Here is a 20,350-nt window from a genome sequence, read left to right on the forward strand (position 1 = left end):
CCTCGCCGCGCCGCGGGGGTCCGTTCAGAAAGCCGCGGGAGACAGACATGCGACACACCGTGATTGGTCTTTTCGACAGCTACGCGCAAGCCGAGAGCGCGCGCAACATGCTCGTGCAGAGCGGCTTCGCCTCCACCGACATCGAATTGCAGGCGAACCCCGAAACGCCCGCCGATGTCGCCACCGCTCACACGCCCGGCGTGATCGCCAATATCGAACGGTTTCTGTCGAGCCTCTTCGAGACTTCGGGCACGACGGCGCCCGAGGCCGAGCGCTACACGGAAGCCCTGCGCCGCGGTGCCGTGCTGGTGGCCGTGAACGCCGCGAGCGAGTCGCACGCGGAACTGGCGCGCAATTCGCTGGCGCGGCTGGGCGCGGTCGAAGTCAACGAACGTCCGGCAGAGAGCAGCCGCGCAGAGCCAACGCGCGATGACGCGACGCAAGCGCGTCGCGAGCATTCGGTGATGGATGAACTCGGCATCGGCACGCCGGCTGCGGTGCCGACGGCGGCGCAGCCGTCGAGCGATGCGCTGCTCGCCGAAGAAGAAGCGCGCAAGCGAGCCCAGATGGATGCGCTGCACGGCGTGCCGCCCGTCGACGACGCGTCGGCGCAGGCGCTCGCCGCGGCGAGCGCGCCCGGTGCCGGCGCGGTGATGCGGCCCGAAACGCCGCAGCCGGAACAGCCTGGCGAAACGCCGTCACGCACGGCGGCGCAGCAGGAAACCCGGACGGGCCAGTATCCCGACTACACGGCGCCGACCAGCGCGCAACCGGTTACGCCGCCGGGCGAAACGCCGGGGGCGGCGGCCGTCGCATCGGCGGGTATCGGCGGCTCGGGCGCCGTAATGACGCCCGATACGGCCGAGCCCGCGCGCGCGATGCCTCAACAGGTGCCCGACGAATTCCTCGAATACGAGGAGGATTTCCGCGCTCACTACGACGCCCAATACGCGGACGAAGGCCTGCGCTTCGACGAATACGTACCCGCCTATCATCACGGCGCGACGATGGCGCGTGAAACCCGCTACCACGACAGGCAGTGGGAAGAAGTCGAGCCGGAGGTCCGCGAGCACTGGGAGCGGGACAGGCCCGAGGGCAGCTGGGAGCGGTTCAAAACCGCCGTGCGGCACGGCTGGGATCGCGTGACGGGGCATCGTCATACGTAGCGCGCGTGCTCTGGTGCTCTGCGCGCGCTGACGATCGCATCCGGAAAGCGAGGCGGCGCCCGATGCCGGGCGCTGCTTCGCGGCGTGTCGATGCGCGGCGTTAGCCGGCGTGCCGTCTCACCCAATCTGCATAGCGATCGACAAACTTTTGCAGGAACTTGCGCGTGTCGTCGCTTGCGATATTGCCGTTTTCGTCGATCTGGCCAGCCGTGTGTTTGATGAACATTTCCGGCTGGCCGAGCGTCGCCACATCGAGATGGGCCAACACGTTGCGCAGATGCTGTTGCGACAACGCCGTGCCCGTCGCGGCCGGCGACGTGCCGATCACCGCGCCCGGCTTGCCGGCCCAGACGCTGTGTCCCCAAGGGCGCGAGCCCCAGTCGAGCGCGTTCTTCAGCACGCCGGGTATCGACCGGTTGTATTCGGGCGTCACGAACAGCAATGCGTTTGCAGCGTAGATCCGCTGCTTAAAGTTGCGAGCCGCTTCTGGGAAATCGTGATCGTAGTCCTGGCTGTAAAGCGGAAGCGAGCCGATGTCCAGAAACTCAAAAGAGAAGTCTGAAGGCGCGAGCGAAATCAACGCCTTCGCCAGATGACGGTTGGTCGAGTCGCGGCGCAAGCTGCCGACGACGACTGCAATGTGATAGGCCATGTCTTCCTTCCTCGGTTGGCGCGGAGTGCGCGAAAAAAGATGATGCGGCCGGTCAATCATTAGTGGCCGACGTGTGAACCATAGCGCCTAATCGGGCACGCGATATGACACGCCGATCGCGCGCAGTGGATAAATCGAGGGACGCACAAGTTATCCACAGTTTTTCTGGATAACCCTGTGGATAGATGGAATGTTTGCCTTATCAATCAAGCGGGTCGCCGGGCGGCCGCAAAGCGCAACACACGGCTTGCGAACGATGTCCGTCGTTACAGCTTCGAACTGAACTTGTGGACAAGCGATTTTTCGAATATTGAGAGGGCGAGATGCGTCCGGGAGCGGTCTGTGCTCGGATGAACATTTCCAGGAAACTTATTGGGAGGAGCACACCATGAGCTTGGATCATTCGGGAAAATCCCATGACGAGGCGATCGCCGCGAAAAAGCAGCAGAAGCCCCGCTCGCTGGAACAACCGGGGGGCGATATGGCCGTCGACGGTACGCAAGCCGACGAAACGCATAGCTGCGGTGAACTGTCCGAGCGCGGGAAGCAGGTCTGGCGCACGGGGAGCGGTCTCGATGGAGGCGGGAAAGTGTGAAGTCGTCGGGCCTATGCGGATGAAGAAAAGGCGCCTTGCTTCGATTTGCAAGGCGCTTTTTTGCGCTTTTCGCCCGGCGTTTGATTTCTAGCGTTGTGACGGCGGTGTATCGCGATAACGTGCGAGAAACGCGTTATGTGTTGCCTCATCGATGTTGACAACGTGCTGTTCCGTCGAGGCGGGATGTTTCGCGAGCATTGCAGCGGGACGGATCGGACGATGTTGGAAATTCCCGCCGCAATTCGGACACACGTTGCGCAACTTCGCCAGCGCACAGACCTCGCAAAACGTGCATTCGAAACTGCAGATCAGCGCATCGGTGGCGTCGGGTGGAAGCGCCTTGCCGCACCCTTCACATGACGGTCTAAGTTCCAGCATGTCGGTCCTCTCGCACGGGATTGAGATTCGAGCGCCGCGCGATGATGCCTCGCGCGGCTTTTATCGGAGTCTATTTGGCCTTGCGCCAGCGAGTGTGTCAGCGATGCGTCAATTGCTGCCATGTTTCAAGTCTGCGCAATGACCGCGGAGATCGGCTCGACGCCTGTCGCTAGCGATGGAGATTGCTGATGCGTTTGCCATGCACCATATCGCTCCAGCGTGATGAGGAGCAGGTCCGGATCACTCGATAATGCGTCGCGATATGGATAGCTTGTTTGATGCGCGTCGGCCTACTTCGCGAATTCGGGAAATAGCGCTTTCACGTTCTCAGGCGGTCGACCGATGACGGCGCGTCCGTTGCGAGCGACGATTGGACGTTGAAGAAGGATCGGATGAGCGGCGATTGCTTCGTATAACTGAGCGTCACTTAACGATACGTCGGCGAGCCCTAGTTCTTTATAGACCGGCTCCGAATCGCGGATCATTTCACGTACCGGGCAGCCAAGCAGCTGATTCAGCTGCCTCAACTGCGCAACGGGCAGCGGAGTACGAAGGTACTCGATGATCTCGACCGGTTCATTCGACGGATTGTAGACGTCGCTAATGAGTTCGCACGCGCCACGAGATTTCGAGCAGCGGGGATTATGGTAGATGGTGATCATGATGCTTTCGGCCGTGTCGGGATGAAACGAAAGATTTTACGGCGATGCCGTGCCGATCGCTTAGGAATTGGTTGAGCGGCGAATCTTGAGCGAGATCGCGCTCGCGAGGCGAAGTCGTATTAGCACTGCGCCGCTATATGCCTCCAGGTTTATGCGCATAAACGATTCACGATTCGCATGGCAAAAGGTTGCCATACCGACCTGACTGCCTCAAAGGTCTTTGCGATCTCATCCGGCTTTATGCGCATAAAGAGGCGGTGCACGTGAATACGTAGTCGACATTCGTCGCCTATTGCATTCGTAGCGGAGCAGTCGGTTGCTGTCTCCAAACCGACTTCAACAGAACCTAACGCGACGTCCCGACCAGACGATCCTATCCATACGCCGTACGGACGGCATGACCGGCTACTCATCCATCCTTTATGCGCATAAATCCATACCAAACGGCCTATAACCGTTGGATCTGGGCAAATTTGATTGAATTACAAAATCAACAAGGTAAAATTCAGCGGCGTACAAAAAGAGGAGGTGAACGTTGGCAGCGGAAATCATCGCGGTTACACAGCAGAAGGGCGGCGTCGGTAAGAGCACAATTGCGATGCACATCGGCGCAGCGTTTCACGAGCGAGGCAAGCGCGTTCTTGTTGTCGACGCTGACGGTCAAAACACCCTCATCCATTGGGCCAGCGCATCGTCCGATAGCGAGTCCGGTATCCCGTTTCCCGTCGTCAATCTCTCCGAAGCCGGTGCGCAGATCCATCGTGAGATCAAGAAGTTCGTCGCCGACTACGACCTGATCGTCGTCGATTGTCCGCCGTCCATCACTGAAAAAGTCTCCGGCGTCGTCCTGTTAGCTGCGACTGTTGCCATCATTCCCACGTCATCGTCTCCAGCGGATTACTGGTCCAGCGTCGGCCTCGTGAAGCTGGTACAGCAGGCGCAGGTCATGAACGAAGACCTGCGCGCAGTGTTTCTTCTCAATAAGACCGAAGAGAAGCGAATGCTGACGCGCGAACTGAAACGCGCATTGGAAGAGCTCGGTTTCCCGCTTTTGCGAACGCAGATTCCGACGCGCGAGGCCTACAAGCAGGCAATGGCGCTCGGCCAAACTGTCCTCCAGATGAACGATCGAGGCGCCAAGCTCGCCAGCATCGAAATCCGCGCATGCGCCGACGAGATCGCCGCGCTGCTTCCCTGAATTTATGCGCATAAAGGTACCTGAATGAAACCCTCTCAATTCGCCAAAGGCTTCCAGGCACGCCCCGACACGACGAGCAGCGAAAAGCGCACTGCGCTCGATCGGCTCAACGCTATCGACGGACTCGTGCAGAATGCGCCCAAGGCCGCGAACATCGCGGCTTTCACGAGCGCACCCGCATCGTCGTCCACCATCAACGATGCGGAGCCCCCGGAAGCAGCAAACGAGTCGGTGGAATACCGGAACTGGCGAGCTGAGCACGGCTATCGCCCCGGTCAGATCATTGAACTTCCGCTGAAGGCGATCAAGCCGAGTCCGTTCAATCCGCGGTACTTCTATCTGAAATCGTCGATTGCCGAACTCGCCGTCAATCTCGCGAAGCAAGGACAGCAGCAGGCCATCCACGTCATTCCTGATTACGGCAATCCCGGCAGTTACTTCGTCAGCGACGGTGGGCGACGTGTTCGCGCATTGAAGGAGGCGAACAACGAGACAGTAAAGGCGATCGTGATCGATCTGCCGATCGGCATCCAGAGCTACAAACTCGGCTATGACCTCAACGTCCAGCGCGATTCGCAGACGGTGTTCGACAACGCCGTCGTATGGCGCCGCTTCCTGGACGAAAAGCACTTCCAGAGTCAAAAGGAACTCGCCGAACATCTCGGTCTGGATGAGTCGACCATCGCTGTCGCACTGTCGATTTCAAAGCTGCCAGAAGCCGTGATGCAGGAGATGGTGGCGCGGCCAGACCGATTCGGTTCGAACATGGCGTACCAGGTCGGCCGGTATCATTCGGCGCGAGGAACCGATTCAACACTGCGCCTGATCAACAAGATTCTTTCGGATGATCTAAGCACGCGGCAGGTTGCCGACATTGTCAAGGGAAGGGCAACCGCGCAGGAGAGTGCGAAACCGGCTGGCCGCCAACGTTACGCACAACGGCTCGATATCAAGCTCGGCGGTGTATCCGTCGGCGATCTGAAGTCGTACGGCGATGATCGGCTCGAACTGAAATTGCGCGGACTCACGCGTGAGAAACGCGATGAGATACTCAGGCAAATCGAACAGATGTTGTCAGAGCAGTAAAGGAAAGCAACGCGCGCAGTGAATGCGCGCCAAGTTGCACTCAGGCGGCTCGCGACTGACTCAACGTGAACGCAAGCAGATCGCCATCCGTCGGCTCGCCCCAAGTTCTGCGTGCGAGCCAGTCGAAGAACGCCGTTTCCGTCAGCTTCGACTCCAGCCCGCGTCGACGCCAATCGTCGCGCATGTGAGCACCCAGACCCGGCAGTTCATCTTCCTCGAACGAGTGACGCGCCAATTCACGCTCCGCTTCACCTTGTTCGTCGTACAGCGCCTGCGCCTCCTTGCGCCGGTACGCCATGTATTCGCCGAGCAGACGTGCCTTCAGATCGTCTGCTGGTGCCGCGGCGGTGCCCTTGCCAGCAGGGGTTAAAGGCAATGCGTCGACGGGTGGAGCGTAGCCCTTTTTCAAAGCATCCTTGAACAGTGCTGGCGCGCTGCGCACGGGCGGCAGCGTCGTGCTGCGCATCCGTTGCTCCGTCATTTGCAACGCGGCGCGGATACGGTTTTCCTCGCTGTCGGCGTAAAGCGTCTGCGCTTCCTTGAGCGGGATGCCGATCTTCACCATGCGATCGACAAGCGTACTGTCGAAGACGTTCGGATGCTCGTCGAGCGCAAGCATCGGCTGCTTGCGCTCGGTCACGCGAAATTGGATTTCCGCGACCCGGCGGCCTTCGCGATGTTCAATCAATTCGACAAAGATATTGGTAACGGCATTGACTTCCGCAATCGCCGGGCGCAGATAGTCGCGCTTGAAATACTTGTACTCGCGCTTGGCTTCGTCGCCGGCTTCCATGTCGGGCGTGCCGGACAGAATCGGCCGCCACCACTCCCACGCCTCACGCATCGTCAGATGGCTGGGATTGGTCAGGTAGCGCACGCATATTTCGTACAGCGCCAAACCCGCGCTGCTGCGCAACTGGCTCTGGAACTGGAGACTCAGCCGCGCGTATTGCACCGGATCGAGCAGCTTCTTTTTGATTTTCGGCGCGAATGAGAACTCCACCCAGACGCGCCGCGTCGCCGGGTCTTCGAGAATTTCGGCGTCGGCGATCAGCGTCGAGATGCCCCACTTACGCCCTGGCTTCTGGCTCGACGTGCCTTGGCTCCACTCGACCTGCACCGACACCATCCGCCGAAGGTGCTCCTTGACGAGTGCAGTATCGTTGGAGTCGAAGGCGGAGTTGGCGACGATGTCCGAAAGCAGCGCGCGATAGGTATCGCCCGATTCATCCGCCTGCTGGGCGACTGCGAGCAACACGTTGAACAACTTGCGGGTCAGCAGCGTGATCTTGCCGCTCTTCGGCTGAATGGCAATCGCCTCGACGGCTTTGCGCAATTCGGCGGAGCTGGGGCTCACCACATCGGTTTTTTTCGCGCGCTTCGTGGCCATGCGTCGAGTCGAGAAGAGATTTTGCGAAAGGATACCGGCTGTGGTGATGCACGTCTATAGCGGTCATCTCACCGACTTGGGGTGAAACGCGTTTACGCTCGCCAACTCACCCAGAGCTATTCCCGAAAAACCTCACCTTTTGATTTCCCGCGCATTTTGTCATGGCATTGACGGTCGTGGGATTGCCTGAGATGAGCTTGTTTCGCGCGCGCGGCAACCGCCGAAGCGGCTTCCCGTAACGTCTCACGTTTCAGGAAGTCGCAAATAAACGACGCGTGCTGATGCTGCTACGGCCCGCGGTAGCAAAGGACCGCGAATCGCCAGTTGCGGACGCATCGGGGCGATCGCCCGGCAGTTCAGGTCTCGCGCATCAGTAACGGGGGGAGGTCGGCCGTCCATGGTATCGGCGGGTGCTACGACTAAGCCGGTCGGTCAGTAAAGAGCCAACGAATCCATCGAAAGCCATGCCCTGACCGGCTGCCCAGTCCGCCGAAAGGGGGAAGTTCGCCGAACCCAACCCGTCCGGACACTGCTGCGGAGATGTACACGCGAACTCCCCGCTTTCGGTCGGCGGCAAATTACGGTGAAACGGCGAACATACTTCCCGAATACTCTCACCTTTGCGAAAGCCGGATCCGATACCGGCCGGGCTTTCTGGCCCCGCACGCAAATTAGACGCGCAAAAAACCTCCTGAAAGCGCTCACCTGTGGCCGGTCCAGACCCAGCTTTTGTCTCACTGCGGATCGACAGCCGGACGTCCCGAAGAAGCTCACCTTTGGTCGACAACGCAGTGAAAACCCCGCAAATTTAGATACTTAGATGTGCGCTGCCACCAGTCGGGTACGCCGTGTAACTCCCGGAAACGCTCACCTCAACCCCGATCAGTAATGGAGTGATGCCCGAAATCCAATCGCCCCAGACTCCCGAAAATCTTCACCTTTCCGCAATCAAGCAGAATGCGGCACCGTCGTCCAACCCCGCGCTAATACGACGTGTCAGCGCGATTCCGGCTCCAATGCTCCTGTATTTCCTCACCTTTGAGCCCAAACCGGTCCAGCGTGATTCCCGTAAAGTCTCACCGCCGCGATTTGCGAGCGCAAAAACTGGCGCAAGATATGCGTGCGCCTTTCTCTCCCGAATCCCCTCACCTTCAAGGCTGATGCTCGCAACAATCGCTCATTTTGCGTGCCTGGCGATTGAAACAGACAGCGACCTGCTCCCGAAAGACCTCACCTATCGAGATCGTGCGGCCCAAACAGCGGCGCAAAGGCCCTACGGGTCCCGAAAATTCTCACCCTCATGTCCGTTTTTCTCCCGCGAAGGCTCACCGAGCACCCCAGACACCCATGAAATCAGTCCAATCCCCATTGAAATCGCCGTCCTGAATCCGCTCACTCGCTTCTTTCGGCGACGACGCGCGTCAGCCAGCATTGACGGGCGATTGATCGACCTAACCTCCTGAAAACGCTCACCTCTAGCCGACTGGCCGCTCTGCAGCGTTCCCGAAGCCACTCACGATCTTTCCCGAGCCGGCTCACCCGTCTCCCCGAACCCCATCACGGCATGATCCCGCGAAATCTCACCACGTCTCCTGTAAAACTTCACCCTATCCCGCGCAGCGCCTTATCCGACAAGGCTTTCGTCGAGCGTTAACGTCTTTAACTAAGGTTCAAGGGTGTTTACTTTTATTACTCTCAACGTGTGCCCCGCGAGTTCGTAGAAGAACACGGCATCCCACTACAGCTACACGGCGCGTGAAACAGTGCCAAAGCACCCACCAATTGGCTAAAATTCCGATACAACAAGAACTTAGCGACTACTCTTCGATTTGTTTCACGAACATCCTGGTCAGATTTCGCTCGCAACGCCGAATTTGGCAGATGTCGTGCCTCGGTTGCAGCAAAGCCGCATGTCGAACGAAATTCGTAACGAACACTACGTAAATTGTTATGATTCTTCGAATTCCGCGACCTTGAGGCAGCTATGAATCTCGATGAAGAGCGCCATGCCATCCGAAAAGAACTCGATATCTTGCGCGCGAATGGTGCGCGTCGTCAGGAGTTGTCGCTTCACGCGTGCAAGCGGCTCTTTTTCGATCTTGGCATCCGACCATCGATGGCCGCTGTGCGCGACCTTACGCAAACGGGCAGCGCAAGCGACATACCAAAAGACATCGACACCTTCTGGGAGCGCATCCGCTCAGCTTCGCGGGTACGAATTGGCGGCGGCGCCATTCCCAAGGCGCTCGAGGAACGCGCGGGCGAGTTGCTTGGCGCGTTATTCGAAGACGCATTGGCGCATGCAAAAGCCTCACTCGATGAAGAACGTCAGGAACTCAGAACGCTACTCGCGGCCGCCGAGCGAGACTCGCATGAGGGCAAGATCCGACGCGAAGTTTCCCAGGAAGCCATTGAACGCAGCGAAGCTCGTGCTGACGCCGCGTGGGAGCGCGTACGCGTGCTTGAGAGTCAACTGGCCGCGGCCAACACCAATGGATCAGCTCACCAGGAAGGACTGAAGGCGTCCATTCGCCGGCTCGAAACTGAAAACGAGTCGTTACACAGGCGCCTCGATGTCGAGCAATCGACGAATGCAGGATTGCGCGATCGTCTCGACGCCTTGCAGGCGGAAATGCGCCAAAACGCCGAACACTATGCGCAACAGATCAAGGACGCGGTAGCCGAAGCTGAACGCCGGGTCAAGCCGATGCTTGTGGAACTCGATTCGTTGCGCGCGATGGCCACGACCTATCAGGCGGGTGTGCGCGACGCGAGCCGAAAGGAATTCGATTTCATCCAGCAACTCGCGGCCGCGAAAGCACGGGGCGATCGGCTTGACGCGCAGTTGCGCGAACAGTCGGAGGAACTCGATCTGGTGACGCGCCAGATGGCCGCGCTGCGTGCTCAGCAGGGCATCAGTCCTGCCATTGCGGATTTGCTGTGTCAGCTGGCAAGCGCGGGAAGGTTAAGTGCCAATGAACTCGAGTCAATCGGCACAGCCGTCGATGGGCACGTCACGATCCCGCATCGTTGTCCGAAATGCGCTGAAGGTGAACCCGAATTGTCTCAGGTCGATGGGCGTTATGAGCTGCTTTGTCCCGAATGCGAGCACTCGTCGGGAACAGGTAGCTCGCGGCTGACGGCCGTGACGCGCTTCATGTCGCCGGCACAAAGCGCCTCATTATCCTGACCGGTTCACTTGCAGAGCACCCGACGCGATCAAGGTGAGTTTTTGCGGGACCGCTAAGGTGAAGGTTTACGGGACTCGTCTAGCCGTTGTCCTGCATGTCGTCGGCATTCGCGCGAGACACCGCGGACGCTGCGAGCTGTCTTTCTTCGTCGAATTTCTGCTGTTCAGCCCAGTTTTTCCATGCGCGATGCAGCCGATTCGCGGATACGGCCTGGGCGAATCCTAGCCATTGCCCGACCACCTCGACTTCCATCCCACTTTCGAACAGGTCCGCTGCGAATGAGTTGCGCAGCGTATGCGGGCTTGCGCGGGCTTCCCGTGAATGGCCGATTCCCGACGCTTCCGTCAACGCATCGACGGCTCGCAGCATGGTCGCCTTGTGCATCGGCCGCCCGGATGGCGATGCCGGGAACACCAGATCGCCCGGCAATTCGGCTTGCTTACGTTCTTCGAGCCACGCGTTGAGGATCGATACGGCGAACGGCGCAAGGCGGGTCCGGCGCGTAAAAAGCGGGTTCGCCGCTTCGATCACGATCCACGGCGAGCCGGCCGTCACACAGCCGAGCGGAAGTGTCCGCGCTTCGCCTGTCTTGATGCCGCCGCCGAGAAATACGGCGATCAACGCGCGATCCCGACGCTCGCGCCAGCGTTGCGCCGGTGACAGATGCGCGACGGGCGAAGAGAGATGCGCGATCAATGCGGACCGTTCCGCGCTCGTGAGAAACCCTGTCGGCTCGTTGTCGCGCGCGTTACGCCACTCCGCTTCGCCATCCTGAGCAATAAAGCGCGCCGGGTTCGTGGACGCGAGTTCGATTTCGCGCACATGATCGAGCACACGTTCGATTAACCGCAAATAGCGCGCGCGCTGCGGTTTGCGTATCGAGAGTCCGGCAACGAATTCGGCGATCGAGCGCATGTCGACCGTCACAAGGTTTTTGTGCCGAGCCTGCAGCCATTCGAGGAAAAGTCCCCACTGAGCGCGATAGACCTCCGCCGACGACTCGCGGAAATTCTGACTCGCGAGCCAGGCGTCGAATGCGGTGCGCGGATCGAGGAGCCAGTCTTGACGCTGTTGGTCGAACAGGTCCGTTGCCCCGGGCGACGGACCGACGGACCCAACGGGATCGGCTGAAGTCATAGTTATGCTTCCGTTAGTTGCGGCAAACGATTGTAGTCGGTGACTTTACGCGCATAAACTCCCAGCGCTGTCCCTCCGCATACGTCGAAGTCGATATCGGACGCCATTCATCCGCCCCAAGCCCGGCGGACACCTCCACTCGCCGCTCGCCGCGTCGGCATCTTCCCCTTCGACTTCTGCGTTTCGTCATACGCCGCAACGGCAAACGCAAATACAGCCGGCAACGCATTCGACTGCCCAAAGTCGACGGGATCGTCCGTCTCGGGGAACCGAAAATCCGTTGGTCTTTGGAACAGCGCGAGCATGAACGGATCGTGCCGGCTGGCAAAGCCGAGATCGGCGAGTGCTTCCGCTTCGATCGCATGCAGAAGACGCCAGGTCAGCGGCACCTGCTGCACGATGTAACGCGCAGCGATATGCCGGACGATATGTTCGAGGTCGCGCGCGGCCGACTTGAAGCGCAGCGCCGCCAGATCCTGTTCTTGGTTGATGTTCATTCTTCGCTCCGTCAGTCGCGTATACTGTACAAACATACAGTATTGGCCGCAACCTGGCGTATTGCCGAAGAATGCGTCGTGCAGGTTTAACCGTGGATGACAACCAGCAAGGCCTTCGCTTCGCCCTTGCCGGCGTTGCGAATCGCATGTGGTTCGTCGGCGACGTAGCGCGCCGTATCCGCGGCCTTCAGACGTTTCGTCGTTCCCGCCGCGTCGATATCGATGATGCCGTGCAAAACCGTCAGATGTTCGCGCGTACCCGGCTCGTGAGCGTTCGACACCAATGCGCCGCCCGCCTGCAGCGTCAATTCATACCATTCGAATTTGCCCGCCAGCTCGATCGGCCCCCACACGCGCAACTGATATCGGGCGTCGTGGCCGCTCAACGTCGGAATGTCATGTGGGCCGGAGACCGCGATCGGTTCCGGCGCTTTTTGCGGCGCGAATAGCGAATCCAGGCTGACGCCGAGCGCATTCGTCAGCCGCCACGCGACGGCGATCGTCGGATTTGCTTTGTCGCGTTCGATTTCCGACAACATCGATTTCGACACGCCCGCTGCGCGTGACAGATCGTCGAGCGTCATCTTGCGTTCGCTGCGCAATCGTTGAATCTGCTCGCCGACGCGCGGCGGCGCCGCAGCCGTTTGCGCCACAGTGGCGGCTGTACCCGACGCCCCCCGGCGCATTCCCGAACTTGCCATTTCCAGACCCATCGTTTAGAGTTGTTCGACATATCGAACTTTAGTTCGAAAAAACGAAAATTTCCGATAAAAACCGATCGCCGACTATAACAGGCCGCAGCGTTGCCGCACATCGTGCGTTGGCGTAGCGTTGAAAAGTCGGCCATTCAAGGAGCTGTTTCATGCGAGACCCTTTCCTCGCGCATCTGCGCAACACGCTCGACCAGATTCGTGCCGATGGCTTTCATAAGACCGAACGCGTGATTGCGAGCCCGCAATCGTCGGACATTCGTCTTCACAGCGGCGCCGATGTGCTGAACTTCTGCGCGAACAATTATCTCGGCCTCGCGAACGATGCGCGCCTGATCGCAGCCGCCAAAGAAGGGCTCGACAAGGACGGCTTCGGCATGGCGTCGGTGCGTTTCATTTGCGGTACGCAGACCGTTCACAAGGAACTCGAACGTGCATTGTCCGCGTTTCTGAAGACGGACGACTGCATCCTCTACTCAAGCTGCTTCGATGCAAACGGCGGCCTGTTCGAAACGCTGCTCGACGACAACGACGCGATCATCAGCGACGAACTGAATCACGCGAGCATCATCGACGGCGTGCGGCTGTCGAAAGCTAAGCGCTACCGCTACAAGAACAACGATCTCGCGGATCTCGAAGCGAGGCTGCGCGAAGCCGATGCGGCAGGCGCGCGCTTCAAGCTGATCGCGACGGACGGCGTCTTTTCGATGGACGGCATCATCGCCGACCTGGCAGGCATTTGCGATCTCGCGGACCGCTACGGCGCGCTCGTGATGGTCGACGACTCGCACGCCGTCGGCTTTATCGGCGAACACGGACGCGGCACGCCCGAGCATTGCGGCGTGATCGATCGCATCGACATCATCACGGGCACGCTAGGCAAAGCGTTGGGCGGCGCATCGGGTGGCTATGTCGCGGCGCGTCAGGAGATCGTCGATCTGCTGCGTCAGCGTTCGCGTCCGTATCTGTTCTCGAACACGCTCACGCCGAGCATCGCGGCCGCATCGCTGAAAGTGCTCGAACTGCTCGCGAGCGACGAAGGCAGGCAGTTGCGCGAACGGGTGCGCGAAAACGGCGCGCACTTCCGTCAGGCGATGAGCGCGCATGGCTTCACGCTCGTGCCGGGCGAGCACCCGATCATTCCCGTGATGCTCGGCGACGCGCAACTCGCATCGAACATGGCCGATGCGCTGCTGAAAGAAGGCGTGTACGTAATCGGCTTTTCGTATCCCGTCGTGCCGAAGGGCCGCGCGCGCATTCGCACGCAGATGAGCGCCGCGCACACGGCGGAACAGATCGATCGGGCCGTCGATGCATTTGCGCGCGTAGGCCGTTCGCTTGGCGTGATCTGAAACGGGACATCAATAGCAATGAAAGCACTGGCAAAACTCGAACGCGCTCCGGGCCTCACATTGACCCGCGTGAAGAAACCCGAAGTGAGTCACAACGACGTGATGATCCGCATCACCCGCACCGCGATTTGCGGTACCGACATTCACATCTGGAAGTGGGACGACTGGGCACAAAAAACGATTCCCGTGCCGATGCACGTCGGTCACGAGTACGTCGGCGAAATCGTCGAAATGGGCCAGGAAGTGCGCGGCTTTTCGATCGGCGATCGCGTCTCGGGCGAAGGGCATATCACGTGCGGCTTCTGTCGCAACTGTCGCGCGGGGCGCCGGCATCTGTGCCGCAACACCGTTGGCGTCGGCGTGAATCGCGAGGGCGCGTTCGCCGAATATCTCGTGATTCCCGCGTTCAACGCATTCAAGATTCCGCCTGAAATCTCCGACGATCTAGCCGCGATCTTCGATCCGTTCGGCAACGCGACGCACACGGCGCTCTCGTTCAATCTCGTCGGCGAAGACGTGCTGATCACGGGCGCGGGCCCGATCGGCATCATGGCCGTGGCGATCGCGAAGCATGTCGGCGCGCGCAACGTGGTGATCACCGACATCAACGATTACCGGCTCGACCTCGCGCGCAAGATGGGCGCGACGCGCGCGGTGAACGTGTCGCGCGAATCGCTGCGCGATGTGATGAGCGATCTGCGCATGACGGAAGGCTTCGACGTCGGCCTTGAAATGTCGGGCGTGCCGAGCGCGTTCACGTCGATGCTCGAAGCGATGAACCACGGCGGCAAAATCGCGCTGCTCGGCATTCCGCCTGCGCAAACGGCGATCGACTGGACGCAGGTCATTTTCAAAGGCCTCGAAATCAAGGGCATTTATGGCCGTGAGATGTTCGAGACCTGGTACAAGATGGTCGCGATGCTGCAAAGCGGACTCGATCTCTCGCCGATTCTTACGCATCGTTTTGCCGTCGACGATTACGAAGAAGCCTTCGCGACCATGCTCTCCGGCGAAAGCGGAAAGGTCATCCTCGACTGGACCGCATGATGAGCGCGCGCGTTCAGCTTGCGGGCGGACGTGCAGCCTCTGCCTGAATGACGACGTGAATGTCATCGCCCACGGCGGGATACCACGTCGTCAGACCGAACTTCGAACGGCTGAACCGGCCGTCCGCAGAAAAGCCGAGCGTATCGGCTTTCGTCAGCGGATCGCGGCCGTAGCCGTTGAACGTCACATCGAGCGTGACCGGCTGCGTCACGCCGCGTATCGTCAGATCGCCCGTCAGCTTGCCGCGCGCATCGCCCGTGCGTTCGAAACGCGTGCTGACAAAACGGATCTGCGGATTGCGCTCGGCATCGAGCATGTCCGGACCCTTCACCATCTTGTCCAGTAGCGCGACATTTGTATCGATGCTCGCCGCGTCGATCGTCACCGTCACCTGGCTCTTGTCGAGCCCGCCTTCGTTCCAGTCGAGTTGACCCGCCACGCGATCGAACCGCATCGTGAAGCGCGTGTATTTAAGGTGATCGACGTCGAACGTGACGCTCGTGTGATGTTGATCGAGCTTGTACTGGCCGGCGGGCACGCGTGCCTCCGTCGCCGTGACGGTATGCGTGACGACCTGCAGCGGCGTGCACGCGCCCAACGTCGCGGCAAGCACAGCGGCTGTCACGGCAGCGAGAGCAGAACGGCGAAAAACGATGCTCATGACACTCATCCTTTTGAACGATTACCCGACACGATAATGCAAGCCGCGCGAACGCGCCGATAGCGGGCTGTGCATCGCCGCGCACAAAGACTTGACGATGGAGAATGATCGTTCTACCATTCGCACATGACTACCTCCGATGACACCACCGCGAGCGCGCGCGAACGGCTGCTCGATGCGACAGAAGCCCTGATCTACGCAGGCGGCATTCACGCAACGGGCGTCGATGCAATCGTCCGGCAGTCGGGCACCGCGCGCAAAAGCTTCTACACGCACTTCGAATCGAAAGATGCGCTGGTGGCGGCCGCGCTCGAAAGGCGCGACGAACGCTGGATGACGTGGTTCGGCGAAAGCACGCTGCGCCGTGGCAAGCATCCGCGCGCGCGTCTTCTCGCGATGTTCGATGTATTGCGCGAATGGTTTGCGTCGGAATCTTTTCATGGCTGCGCGTTTCTCAATGCGTCGGGCGAGATCGCTTCAGCTGACGATCCGATTCGCGTCGTCGCGCGCGAACACAAGGAGCGTCTGCTCGAATTCGTGCGCACGCAATGCGACGAGTACGTCGCGTCGACGGGCGGCGACGGACGACGCTCAGCGCGTCTGTCGCGTCAATGGCTGATTCTTATCGACGGCGCGATCGGCGTCGCGCTCGTGAGCGGCGACCCCGATGCCGCCCTCGATGCGCGCGCTGCCGCCATGCATCTGCTCGATGCCGCAAGTGAAAGCACCCGTTCGTCGAACGGGCGAAGGTCCACCTGACGCAGTTCAACGAGGAAACATCATGGCCGAAATCGAAAGACGTCCACCCGTCCCGCCGTTCACGCGCGAGACGGCCATCCAGAAAGTACGCGCCGCTGAAGACGCATGGAATACGCGCGAGCCGGAACGCGTGTCGCTCGCTTACACGCCGCAAAGCAAATGGCGCAACCGCTCGGAGTTCCCGACGGGGCGTGCGGAAATCGTCGCGTTCTTGCAGCGCAAGTGGGCGAAGGAACTCGACTACCGGCTGATCAAGGAACTGTGGGCGTTCACCGATAACCGCATCGCCGTGCGCTTCGCCTATGAGTGGCACGACGATTCGGGCAACTGGTTCCGTTCGTATGGCAACGAGAACTGGGAGTTCGACGAGAACGGGCTGATGGCGTATCGGCACGCGAGCATCAACGACAAGCCGATCCGCGAAGAAGAAAGACTGTATCGCTGGCCGCTCGGCCGTCGTCCGGACGATCATCCGGGACTGTCGGATCTCGGCCTTTAAGTCTCGCGCACGTTGTCCGGGTGTTTGCGCGTTCGACGCATTCACCTGGCTGTCATCGTTCTTTCGCTATCGTTGCCGTCTGCGAGCGCGTTGTCGTTCCGAGCGCACACTCCACATCAACATCATGGTTGTGGGGTACAGTGCGCGACGGGAAAGCAATTCGACACTCATTGCGACATCGATGACGCCGGCGCGCGACCGGTTGCGGAGAGCACATGCCGTTTGAAAAGATCAAGAACAAGATACGTCGTGCATGCGTGGCGGGGCTGATAGCAGGCATCGGTTTGATGGGGGCATCGGGCGCGCATGCAGCCGACTGGTGCAGCGGAGGCGTATGGGTGGATGCGATGCTCGCCTCGTATCACATCAACCCGGACCCGGGCACGCACTTCGAGCAGTTCAATCCTGGCCTTGGCGTCGAATGCTGGCTCAACGGGCAATGGGCGCTGACGGGGGGCGGCTTTCGCAATTCGTTGAGCCGTCCGTCGTGGTATGGCGGCGCCGTCTGGGCACCCGAATTCGTGCACTGGGGCATCATCCGCCTGGCCGTGATCGGCGGCATCATTTCCGGCTACAACTACGGCAGCTGGGGCCTCGGTCACGATCACACGATCGGTCCTGTCGTCGCGCCTATCGTGATGGTCGAATACAAACGCGTCGGCGCGAACTTCATCGTCGTTCCGCCAATTCCTTCCGACAACCTTCCGTTCACGATCGGCTTCCAGGTGAAGGTGAAGTTCTGAGCGTGCCTCATTGAACGCGCGACCTGTGTGTTCTCGCGGCTTAGGTGAGGCTTTTCGGGAGTAGAGCGGATGGTGATCGACGGATGTAACACGCGATTCACCTCAAGTGCAAAAACATCGCTAAAACAAGGTGTAAACCGTTCGGCGGGCATGCGCGAGCGCCTATGAAAAAGTCGCGCATCGGTTCAAAGGTGAGCTTTTGCGGGTATCGAAGCGCAAGGCGCCGTGCTCCCGAAAGCCCTCACCTTGCGACACAACCGTACGCATCCACACACGCGACGATCACCGCAAGCGTGCTATCGCCCGTCATAATCGCAGGCAACGCGACCGATCGCATGCAGCGAAGAGCGGCTATGAACGATTCGAAACTGGACTGGAGCGACGTCAGGATCTTCCTCGCGGTCGCTCGTTGCGGCACGCTGGGCGCGGCCGCGCGCCAGCTCGGACAGACCCAGCCGACGATGGGCCGACGCTTGCGCGCGCTCGAAGAAGCCGTCGGCCACACGCTCTTTCAACGCACGGCCGATGGTTTTGTGCTGACCGACGAAGGCCACGCCGTGCTCGTCTACGCCGAGCGCATGGAAGAAGAAGCGCACGCGTTCATGCGATCGCTCGCGGGCAGCGAGCAGCAACTATCGGGCGGACTGCGCGTTTCGTCGTCGGACTGGTACGGCATTCACGTGCTCACGCCTGTGTTTGCGGCGTTTCTTGCGCGTCATACGCAGATGTCGATCGAGCTGATCACCGATTCGCGCCGCTACAATCTCGCGCGGCGCGAAGCCGATCTCGTGTTTCGCATCACGCCGTTCGACGAACCCGACATCATCCAGCGCAAGCTGATGCATATGGATTACACGCTGTACGGACGCGTGGATCTCGTTGCGCCCGTGCGCGGCGACGGCAAGGGCCAGTCGCTGATCACGATGGATACCGCATTCGGCGAATTGCCCGACGTTGCCTGGATCAGGCAGATGCTGCCGAACGCGCACGTCGCTTACGCGAGCAACAACCGCGGCGCGCAGGCGCGCATGTGTGCCGAAGGCGGCGGTTTCGCGGTGCTGCCGTGTCCGCTCGGCGACAACACGCCGGGCCTGCGCCGCATCGATCTCGGCGAAGCGCCGCCGGGCCGCGATGTATGGCTCGGCTATCATCGCGACCTGAAGCGTCTTGCACGTCTGCGCGCACTGCTCGATCACGTGATCGAACGGCTTGCGAACGTGTGAGCGTCCTGCCGCTCATCGATCCATCCATCAATCGATTTCGACGACGATCTTGCCGCGCGCGGTGCGCTGCGTGATCGCATCGTATGCGCGTTCGGCAGAGGCAAGATCGAAGCGGCGCGGATCGATGCGTGGCGCGAGCTTGCCTTGCTCGGCAAGACGCGTCGCTTGCGCGAGCATCTCGCCATGATGCGCGCGATGCTTGCCCGTGAGCAGCGGATAAAGCGTGAACACGCCCGAGTATGTCGCCTCGCGGAACGACAGCGGCGCGAGCGCATGCGTGCCCCAGCCGAGCGCGCTCACCACATGGCCGAAATGCCTGACGGCCGAAAACGATGCATCGAGTGCCGCGCCGCCGACGGTATCGACGACGAGATCGAATCCTTCGCCGTTCGTCAGTTCGTCGACGTACTGTTCGACGCTGCGCGCCGCGTAGTCGATCGGCGTTGCGCCGAATCGCGCGACGATATCGTGATCGCGCGCGCTTGCCGTCGCGAAGACGCGAGCGCCGAGCGCATGCGCAAGCTGCACCGACACATGCCCGACGCCGCCCGCTCCGCCTTGCACGAGCACGGTTTGACCGGCCTGCAGATACGCACGGTCGACGATGCCCGAGTACGACGTGATGAACGCGAGCGGCAGCGCGGCTGCTTCGCGCATCGACAGATTGGATGGCCTGTGGGCGAGCAGTTGCGCATCGATGGCCGCGTATTGCGCGAGCGAACCCTGGATGCCGCCGACGCCGCCCGTCATCCCGTACACCTCGTCGCCCGTCCTGAACGCAGTCACGTCCGCGCCGACCGCGACGACCACGCCCGCGAGATCGATACCGAGCACGAGCGGCAACGGATGGCATGCATGGGCCGCGTTGCCCGCACGGATCTTCGTATCGAGCGGATTCAGACCGCTTGCGTTGATCCGCACCAGCACCTCGCCGCGCGCGGGCTCGGGGATGGGCAGCGTCGCCGGTTCGAGCGGACCGTTGTACTGGTTGAGCACGAGGGCTTGCATGGACATGATGGGCTCCTGCCGTTAGATGTTTGCTGCTGATGCCAAACATCATCGGCCAACCATGAACCCTGGTAAATCAACGATTTGGCACGACGGCCAAACGCAAATGCATGGCCGCGAAAGAGCGCGCGCGTTGCATCGGCAGTCGCCGGTTGCTTACCTGGGTCTGCGAATGGAACCCAGGTTCGATGGAGCGCATGCCATTAAGGTGAGAAGATTCGGGAGTGAGCGGCAAGCGCTTCGAGCATGCACCGATGCCAGCCGCAAACCGTTGTTACATAAGGCTTTGCGGACAGCATCAGCAGCGCTTTGAAGTGCGCCGAGTGGCGAGAGGTGAGAGTTTGCGGGACCCAGGAAAAGTGACGCCGACGAACACACGCCGGCTCACCTTCGCTT

20 protein-coding genes are annotated in these 20,350 nt (G+C 60.5%); 11 read left to right on the top strand and 9 right to left on the bottom strand.

The features are described 5' to 3' along the window. The first annotated feature begins 47 nt into the window (after positions 1-47). Positions 48-1,166 (top strand): hypothetical protein, encoded by a 1,119-nt coding sequence (locus AABE10_RS02075; protein ID WP_342931631.1) that lies wholly within the window; start codon positions 48-50, stop codon positions 1,164-1,166. A 100-nt stretch (positions 1,167-1,266) separates the two neighbouring features. On the opposite strand, the gene AABE10_RS02080 is transcribed toward AABE10_RS02075, so the two are convergent. Beyond that, positions 1,267-1,818, bottom strand: a complete 552-nt coding sequence (locus AABE10_RS02080; RefSeq protein WP_342931632.1) for an NAD(P)H-dependent oxidoreductase — start codon at positions 1,816-1,818, stop codon at positions 1,267-1,269. 388 nt (positions 1,819-2,206) lie between these two features. Here AABE10_RS02080 and AABE10_RS02085 point away from each other — a divergent pair, with 388 nt between their 5' ends. After that, a complete protein-coding gene (locus AABE10_RS02085; RefSeq protein WP_342931633.1) occupies positions 2,207-2,413 on the top strand; it encodes a hypothetical protein in 207 nt (68 codons plus the stop codon). An 87-nt stretch (positions 2,414-2,500) separates the two neighbouring features. Here AABE10_RS02085 and AABE10_RS02090 read toward each other — a convergent pair whose 3' ends face one another. Both AABE10_RS02090 and arsC read right to left on the bottom strand, forming a co-directional pair. Then, positions 2,501-2,791, bottom strand: a complete 291-nt coding sequence (locus tag AABE10_RS02090; RefSeq protein WP_342931634.1) for a DUF1272 domain-containing protein — start codon at positions 2,789-2,791, stop codon at positions 2,501-2,503. Between the two features lie 290 nt (positions 2,792-3,081). Then, complete coding sequence (arsC, locus tag AABE10_RS02095) at positions 3,082-3,453, bottom strand: arsenate reductase (glutaredoxin) (RefSeq protein WP_342931635.1); 372 nt, start codon at positions 3,451-3,453, stop codon at positions 3,082-3,084. A 535-nt stretch (positions 3,454-3,988) separates the two neighbouring features. Between arsC and parA the strand changes: the two genes are divergently transcribed. Together parA and AABE10_RS02105 are read left to right on the top strand one after the other, a co-directional pair. Then, the gene (gene parA, locus AABE10_RS02100; RefSeq protein WP_342931636.1) at positions 3,989-4,651 is read left to right on the top strand and encodes a ParA family partition ATPase; all 663 of its coding nucleotides are present in this window, start codon (positions 3,989-3,991) and stop codon (positions 4,649-4,651) included. Between the two features lie 24 nt (positions 4,652-4,675). Next, positions 4,676-5,737 (top strand): ParB/RepB/Spo0J family partition protein, encoded by a 1,062-nt coding sequence (locus tag AABE10_RS02105; RefSeq protein ID WP_342931637.1) that lies wholly within the window; start codon positions 4,676-4,678, stop codon positions 5,735-5,737. A 40-nt stretch (positions 5,738-5,777) separates the two neighbouring features. Here the strand turns inward: AABE10_RS02105 and AABE10_RS02110 are convergent, their stop codons facing one another. Beyond that, on the bottom strand, positions 5,778-7,127 hold the full coding sequence (locus AABE10_RS02110) for a replication initiation protein (protein ID WP_342931638.1): 1,350 nt from the start codon (positions 7,125-7,127) through the stop codon (positions 5,778-5,780). A gap of 1,984 nt (positions 7,128-9,111) precedes the next feature. Between AABE10_RS02110 and AABE10_RS02115 the strand changes: the two genes are divergently transcribed. Continuing rightward, positions 9,112-10,317, top strand: coding sequence for a DNA-binding protein (locus tag AABE10_RS02115; protein ID WP_342931639.1), 1,206 nt, complete (start codon positions 9,112-9,114; stop codon positions 10,315-10,317). Positions 10,318-10,396: 79 nt separating this feature from the next. Here AABE10_RS02115 and AABE10_RS02120 read toward each other — a convergent pair whose 3' ends face one another. The 3 genes from AABE10_RS02120 to AABE10_RS02130 all read right to left on the bottom strand — a co-directional run bounded on the left by AABE10_RS02120 (position 10,397) and on the right by AABE10_RS02130 (position 12,665). Then, positions 10,397-11,455: a tyrosine-type recombinase/integrase gene (locus AABE10_RS02120; protein WP_342931640.1), complete on the bottom strand. Its 1,059-nt coding sequence runs from the start codon at positions 11,453-11,455 to the stop codon at positions 10,397-10,399. 107 nt (positions 11,456-11,562) lie between these two features. Beyond that, on the bottom strand, positions 11,563-11,952 hold the full coding sequence (locus AABE10_RS02125) for a DUF2471 family protein (RefSeq protein WP_342931641.1): 390 nt from the start codon (positions 11,950-11,952) through the stop codon (positions 11,563-11,565). A gap of 86 nt (positions 11,953-12,038) precedes the next feature. After that, positions 12,039-12,665, bottom strand: a complete 627-nt coding sequence (locus AABE10_RS02130; protein ID WP_428983251.1) for a helix-turn-helix domain-containing protein — start codon at positions 12,663-12,665, stop codon at positions 12,039-12,041. A gap of 149 nt (positions 12,666-12,814) precedes the next feature. On the opposite strand from AABE10_RS02130, the gene AABE10_RS02135 reads away from it, so the two are divergent. Together AABE10_RS02135 and tdh are read left to right on the top strand one after the other, a co-directional pair. Then, positions 12,815-14,014 (top strand): glycine C-acetyltransferase, encoded by a 1,200-nt coding sequence (locus AABE10_RS02135; RefSeq protein ID WP_342931643.1) that lies wholly within the window; start codon positions 12,815-12,817, stop codon positions 14,012-14,014. 18 nt (positions 14,015-14,032) lie between these two features. Then, positions 14,033-15,061, top strand: coding sequence for an L-threonine 3-dehydrogenase (gene tdh / locus AABE10_RS02140; RefSeq protein WP_342931644.1), 1,029 nt, complete (start codon positions 14,033-14,035; stop codon positions 15,059-15,061). Between the two features lie 13 nt (positions 15,062-15,074). Here tdh and AABE10_RS02145 read toward each other — a convergent pair whose 3' ends face one another. After that, positions 15,075-15,722 (bottom strand): YceI family protein, encoded by a 648-nt coding sequence (locus AABE10_RS02145; RefSeq protein WP_342931645.1) that lies wholly within the window; start codon positions 15,720-15,722, stop codon positions 15,075-15,077. 126 nt (positions 15,723-15,848) lie between these two features. Here AABE10_RS02145 and AABE10_RS02150 point away from each other — a divergent pair, with 126 nt between their 5' ends. The 4 genes from AABE10_RS02150 (at position 15,849) to AABE10_RS02165 (ending at position 18,946) form a co-directional block, all read left to right on the top strand. Beyond that, on the top strand, positions 15,849-16,481 hold the full coding sequence (locus tag AABE10_RS02150; RefSeq protein WP_342931646.1) for a TetR/AcrR family transcriptional regulator: 633 nt from the start codon (positions 15,849-15,851) through the stop codon (positions 16,479-16,481). Positions 16,482-16,503: 22 nt separating this feature from the next. Then, positions 16,504-16,980: a nuclear transport factor 2 family protein gene (locus AABE10_RS02155; protein ID WP_342931647.1), complete on the top strand. Its 477-nt coding sequence runs from the start codon at positions 16,504-16,506 to the stop codon at positions 16,978-16,980. A gap of 215 nt (positions 16,981-17,195) precedes the next feature. Further along, positions 17,196-17,723, top strand: coding sequence for a hypothetical protein (locus AABE10_RS02160; RefSeq protein ID WP_342931648.1), 528 nt, complete (start codon positions 17,196-17,198; stop codon positions 17,721-17,723). A 353-nt stretch (positions 17,724-18,076) separates the two neighbouring features. Next, on the top strand, positions 18,077-18,946 hold the full coding sequence (locus AABE10_RS02165; RefSeq protein ID WP_342931649.1) for a LysR family transcriptional regulator: 870 nt from the start codon (positions 18,077-18,079) through the stop codon (positions 18,944-18,946). Positions 18,947-18,973: 27 nt separating this feature from the next. On the opposite strand, the gene AABE10_RS02170 is transcribed toward AABE10_RS02165, so the two are convergent. Next, positions 18,974-19,960, bottom strand: a complete 987-nt coding sequence (locus tag AABE10_RS02170) for a zinc-dependent alcohol dehydrogenase family protein (protein WP_342931650.1) — start codon at positions 19,958-19,960, stop codon at positions 18,974-18,976. Positions 19,961-20,350 lie beyond the last annotated feature (390 nt).

Source organism: Paraburkholderia diazotrophica (genome assembly GCF_038900755.1).
Lineage (GTDB): Bacteria > Pseudomonadota > Gammaproteobacteria > Burkholderiales > Burkholderiaceae > Paraburkholderia > Paraburkholderia diazotrophica_A.